We start from the raw sequence: 5,088 nt of genomic DNA on the forward strand, positions 1-5,088 counted from the left end.
TGCGCCCTCTGGGCCACCCGCCGCCGCCGCGCCGCCGCGTCGGCGAGCAGCGCGATCCGGGCGCCGGGGCGCAGTGCCGAGAAGTGGAACGCGTCGTAGAGGCCGGGCAGGCCGAGCAGCCGCCGGAACACCGCCTCCCCGGCGGTGCCCGCGTGCTGCCCGAGCAGGGCCATCGCGTCGACCGTGGCCGTCGTCCAGCCCCGGGCCTCCAGGGAGTCCGCGCAGGCGCGGGCCATCACGTCGTGGCCCTGGCCGAGCGAGCCGGAGACCAGGAGCGCGTGCGGCACCGCCCGGCCCCCGGTTCAGGCGCCCGGCCGGGGGGCGGCCTCCGCCCGGTACCAGTCCGCGTACCGCCGCACGCCTTCGACGAAGTTGGTCCGCGGCGACCAGCCCAGCAGTCGCTTCGCCTGCGCGGCGGAGATCCGGCGGCCGGCGTAGTCGGCGGTCCGGGCCTCGATGTGCTCGATGGTGACCGGTCCGAGCAGTTCGTCGACGGTGTCGGCGATGTCCCGGACGGAGACGGCGGTGGAGCCTTCCAGCGCGAAGGTCTGGTCCTCGGCGGCGGGGGAGAGGGCCCGGACGTGCGCGTCGGCGAGGTCCTCGACGTAGACGAAGTTGCGGCTCTGCCGCCCGTCGCCCGCGATGGTGATCGGCCGGCCCTGGAGCGCGGCCTGCACGAAGCGGGCGACCACCAGCTCGTCCCGCATCCGCGGCCCGTACGGGATGCCGTACCGCAGGATGGTGAAGTGCCGCCCGTACAGCTGGCGGTAGCTGTGCACGAGCATCTCGGCCGCGAGTTTGGTGGCGACGTACAGGTGGCCGCTGTGCTCCAGGTCGATCGGCACGTGCTCGTCCAGCTCCTGCTCCTCGCCGTCGAGCGCGGCCTCGGTGAGCGCGGCGCCGTACACCCAGACGGTGCTGGCGAGCACGGTGCGGCTGAGGTCGTTGCGGCGGGCCGCCTCCAGGACGGTCTCGGTGCCGTCGATGTTGGCCCGCACGGCGCCGACCGGGTCGGCGGCGACCCGTTCGACGTCGGCCTGTGCGGCCAGGTGGAAGACGACCTCGCAGCCGTCGAGGGCGGCGGTGAGCGCGGGCAGGTCGAGGACGTCGATCCGGGCGTGGTCGGCGTCGGGGTTGAGGTACTTGTCGGTGGTGTCCACCGCGAGCACCTCGTGCCCGGCGGCCAGCAGCCGGTCGACGACGTGTGAGCCGATGAATCCGCATCCCCCGGTGACCGCTATCCGCACGGTGTTCTCCCTTCCTCGTTCTCCCGGCCTTCCTCGTTCTCCCGGCGCCGTGTCAGCCGGCCGGCCGGCGGTGGACGGCGCTCACCGCCTCGATGACCAGGTCGGTCTCGTCCTCGGTCATGTCGGAGTGCACCGGCAGGCAGATCTGCCGGGCGCAGACGTCCTCGGCGACCGGCAGGGCGCCGCGCCGGTAGGGGGCGAGCACCGGCTGGAGGTGCAGCGGCAGGTCGTAGACCTCGCCGGAGAGCCGTACGTCGTACTCCTCGGCGACCGCCCGTTTGAAGGCGGCCCGGTCCACTCCGCGCGGCAGCAGGGCGACGTACTTGTAGTAGTTGCTCCGGCAGCCGGCCGGTTCGGTGACCGGCTCCAGCCCGTCGAGCGCGCCGAGCGCGGCGTCGTACCGCTGGGCGACCCGGCGCCTGGTCTCCACGAACTCCTTGAGCCGGCGCAGGTGGACGGTGCCGATGGCGGCGTTGGGTTCGCTCATCCGCCAGGACGCGCCGAGCCGGACGTGGTGGTTGGTGGTGAAGGAGCCCTTGCCCTGGTCGCGGTGGATGCGGGCCTCGTCGCGCAGTTCGGCGGACCCGGTGAGGATCATGCCGCCCTCGCCGCTGGTGGTGACCTTGGTGGGGTAGAAGGAGAAGGCGCCGGCCAGGCCGAAGGTGCCGGCGGCCCGCCCCTGGTAGGCACTGCCGTGCGCGTGCGCGGCGTCCTCGACCAGCGGGACGCCCCGGGCGTCGCAGATCGCGCGCAGGGCGTCCACCTCGGGGGTGATCAGCCCGCCGATGTGGACCAGGACGACGGCGGCGGTGTCGGGGGTGAGCGCGGCCTCCAGGGTGTCCGGGCCGAGCGCCAGGGTGGCCGGGTTCACGTCGGCGATCACCGGCCGGCCTCCGGCGTGCAGCACGGCGCCGGCGGTCGCGTAGAAGGTGACGGCGGGGACGACCACGTCGCGGCCGCGGACGTCCAGTGCGCGCAGGACGATCTCCAGTGCGGCGGTGCCGCTGGCGACGGCGACCGCGTGCTCGGCGCCGTGCTCGGCGGCGAAGGACTGCTCGAACCGCTCGGTCCAGGGGCCGAGGGTGAGCGCGCCGGTGGCGAGCATCTCGCTCACGGCCTCCGCGACGGCCGCGCGGTCGTTGTCGTCGAAGACGATGCGGGCGGCGGGAACGCCCATGGGCCACCTCCGGCTGCGGGACGTGCTGGGGACGGGCTGGGGACGGGCCTGGGGCCACAGGGGCCCTCGTGGGCACATCTGGACGGACATATCTGGATGGACCTGGACGAATCACCCGGGCCAGGCACATCACGCTACTTCGCCCGCCGGTCCGCGGCCCGTCCGCACCTCCGCCCGGGTGACCCGCGCCGCAGCCGCGGCCGCACCGGGACCGCCCCGGCGGCACCAGGGTCACCCCTCGGCCGCAGGTCGGAGCCGGGCGCCCGGTCTCCGCCTCCAGGAGTAGTCCGTCCGGGGCCGCGCTGCTGCGTCCGCATTACCCCGAATTGCCTGCACAGGGCCGACGCCGAGGAGACCCCCGTCGACGCAGGATGTTCATGCTCCGGGCGACCCGGCCTTCCGGTCGAACGCGCCGCCCGGCACCCTTTCCCGCCCGCCATCCGAAGGAGTCCGCTCTCCCGTGGCCACTTTCCTCTACCGCCTGGGCCGATGGTCCTTCCTCAGGCGCCGGCTCGTGACCCTGCTCTGGGTCGCCGTGCTGGCCGCCGTCGGGGTGCTGGCCGCCAAGGCGCCGGCCGCCCCCGACGACGGCTTCGCCATGCCCGGCACCGAGGCGCAGAAGGCCTTCGACCTCATGGACGAGCGCTTCCCCGGCGCGATGTCCGACGGTGCGTCGGCCCGGCTGGTCTTCGTCGCCCCGTCCGGTCAGAAGATCACCGCCACCGAGCACCAGCAGGCGGTCGAGAAGACGGTCGCCGAGCTCGCGCAGAGCGAGCAGGTGGTCGGCGCGACCAGCCCGTTCAAGGCCGGCGCGGTCTCCCAGGACGGCACCACCGCCTACGCGACGGTCAACTACAGCGTCAAGCCGGGCAAGGTCAGCGAGACCGCGACCGAGACGCTGAAGGACTCCGCCCAGCACGCCCGCGACGCCGGTCTCACCGTGGACATCGGCGGCACGGCGCTGATGGAGATGGGTGAGGCGGGCGGCTCCGCCGAGGCGATCGGCATGGCGATATCCGCCGTCGTGCTGGTGATCACCTTCGGCTCGCTGCTGGCCGCCGGACTCCCGCTGCTCACCGCCCTGATCGGCGTCGGCCTCGGCATCGGCCTGATCACCGCGCTCGGCAGCACCCTGGGCCTGTCCACCACCACCAGCACCCTCGCGATGATGCTCGGCCTCGCCGTCGGCATCGACTACGCGCTGTTCATCGTCTCCCGCTACCGCGCCGAGCTCCTCGACGGCCACGAGCCGAAGGAGGCCGCCGGACGCGCCGTCGGCACCGCCGGCTCGGCCGTGGTGTTCGCCGGACTCACCGTGATCATCGCGCTGGCCGGCCTCTCCGTGGTGGGCATCCCGATCCTCGCCAAGATGGGCATGGCCGCGGCCGGCACAGTGGTGATCGCCGTCCTGGTCGCGCTCTCCCTGGTCCCCGCGCTGCTCGGCTTCCTCGGCCGCAAGGCGCTGTCCCGCAAGGACCGCAAGGCGAGCAGGGGCGGCCACGCCGCCGCCGCGGCCGGTGCGGACCGCCCCAACGGCGGCACCCGCTGGGCCCGCTTCGTGCTGCGCCGCCCGGTCGCCGTGCTGGTCCTCGGCGTGGTCGGCCTCGGCGTCCTCGCCCTGCCGGCCCTGGACCTGCGCCTCGGCCTGCCCGGCGATGAGGCCAAGCCCACCTCCACCACCCAGCGCCGTGCCTACGACCACCTCTCCGAGGGCTTCGGTCCCGGCTTCAACGGCCCGCTGACCGTGCTGGTCGACGCCAAGGGCGCGGCCGACCCCAAGGCCGCCGCCCAGAAGGTCGGCGACACCGTGAAGGCGCTGCCCGGCGTGGTCGCCGTCACCCCCGCGGTCTTCAACCAGGCCGGGGACACCGCGATGGTCACCGCCATGCCGGCCACCGGCCCGAGCGAGGCCGAGACCACCGATCTGGTCCACGCCATCCGTGACAAGGCCCCCGACCTGAAGGCCGAGACCGGCGCGACGGTCCTGGTCAGCGGTGCGACGGCGATGAACATCGACGTCTCGCAGAAGCTCAACGACGCCCTGCTGCCCTACCTCTCGGTCGTCGTCGGCCTCGCGGTGCTGCTGCTCCTGGTCGTCTTCCGCTCGATCCTCGTGCCGGTCAAGGCCGCCGTCGGGTTCCTGCTCTCGGTGGTCGCCGCGCTCGGCGCCGTCGTCGCGGTCTTCCAGTGGGGCTGGCTCGCCGAGCTGATCGGTGTCGAGCAGACCGGCCCGGTGATGAGCATGATGCCGATCTTCATGATCGGTGTGGTCTTCGGCCTGGCGATGGACTACGAGGTGTTCCTGGTCACCCGCATCCGGGAGGCCTACGTGCACGGCGAGGAGCCCGGTGAGGCCGTGGTCACCGGCTTCCGGCACAACGCCCGGGTGGTCACCGCCGCCGCGCTCATCATGATCAGCGTCTTCGCCGGCTTCATCGGCATGAGCGAGCCGATGATCAAGATGATGGGCCTCGGCCTGGCCGCCGCCGTCGCCTTCGACGCCTTTGTGGTCCGGATGGCGATCGTCCCGGCCGTGCTCGTCCTGCTCGGCCGCCGCGCCTGGTGGCTGCCGGCCAAGCTGGAGCGGATCATCCCCGACGTCGACGTCGAGGGCGCCAAGCTCCAGACCGCCCTCCCGGCCCAGGCCGCCGGGGCCGGCGGCCC

The 5,088-nt window shown here is 73.6% G+C and carries 3 protein-coding genes and 1 pseudogene; 1 reads left to right on the forward strand and 3 read right to left on the reverse strand.

Going from position 1 to position 5,088, the window contains the following annotated elements; translation table 11 throughout:
- The 3 genes and pseudogenes from ABD308_RS07810 to ABD308_RS07820 form a co-directional block, all read right to left on the reverse strand.
- A pseudogene (locus ABD308_RS07810) lies at window positions 1-287 on the reverse strand (hypothetical protein); the annotation flags it as partial.
- Between the two features lie 15 nt (window positions 288-302).
- Complete coding sequence (locus tag ABD308_RS07815; RefSeq protein ID WP_344329683.1) at window positions 303-1,247, reverse strand: NAD-dependent epimerase/dehydratase family protein; 945 nt, start codon at window positions 1,245-1,247, stop codon at window positions 303-305.
- A gap of 52 nt (window positions 1,248-1,299) precedes the next feature.
- Complete coding sequence (locus ABD308_RS07820) at window positions 1,300-2,424, reverse strand: DegT/DnrJ/EryC1/StrS family aminotransferase (protein WP_344329685.1); 1,125 nt, start codon at window positions 2,422-2,424, stop codon at window positions 1,300-1,302.
- Between the two features lie 460 nt (window positions 2,425-2,884).
- On the opposite strand from ABD308_RS07820, the gene ABD308_RS07825 reads away from it, so the two are divergent.
- Window positions 2,885-5,088 (forward strand): MMPL family transporter (locus tag ABD308_RS07825; RefSeq protein ID WP_344329686.1); only part of this gene is annotated, 2,204 nt, incomplete at its 3' end.

Origin of the sequence: Kitasatospora putterlickiae (assembly GCF_039527695.1) — a bacterium.
GTDB lineage: Bacteria > Actinomycetota > Actinomycetes > Streptomycetales > Streptomycetaceae > Kitasatospora > Kitasatospora putterlickiae.

Coding starts and splice junctions, on each gene's coding strand:
- ABD308_RS07820 (WP_344329685.1), bottom strand. CDS start 2,424: ATGGGCGTTCCCGCCGCCCGCATCGTCTTCGACGACAACGACCGCGCG.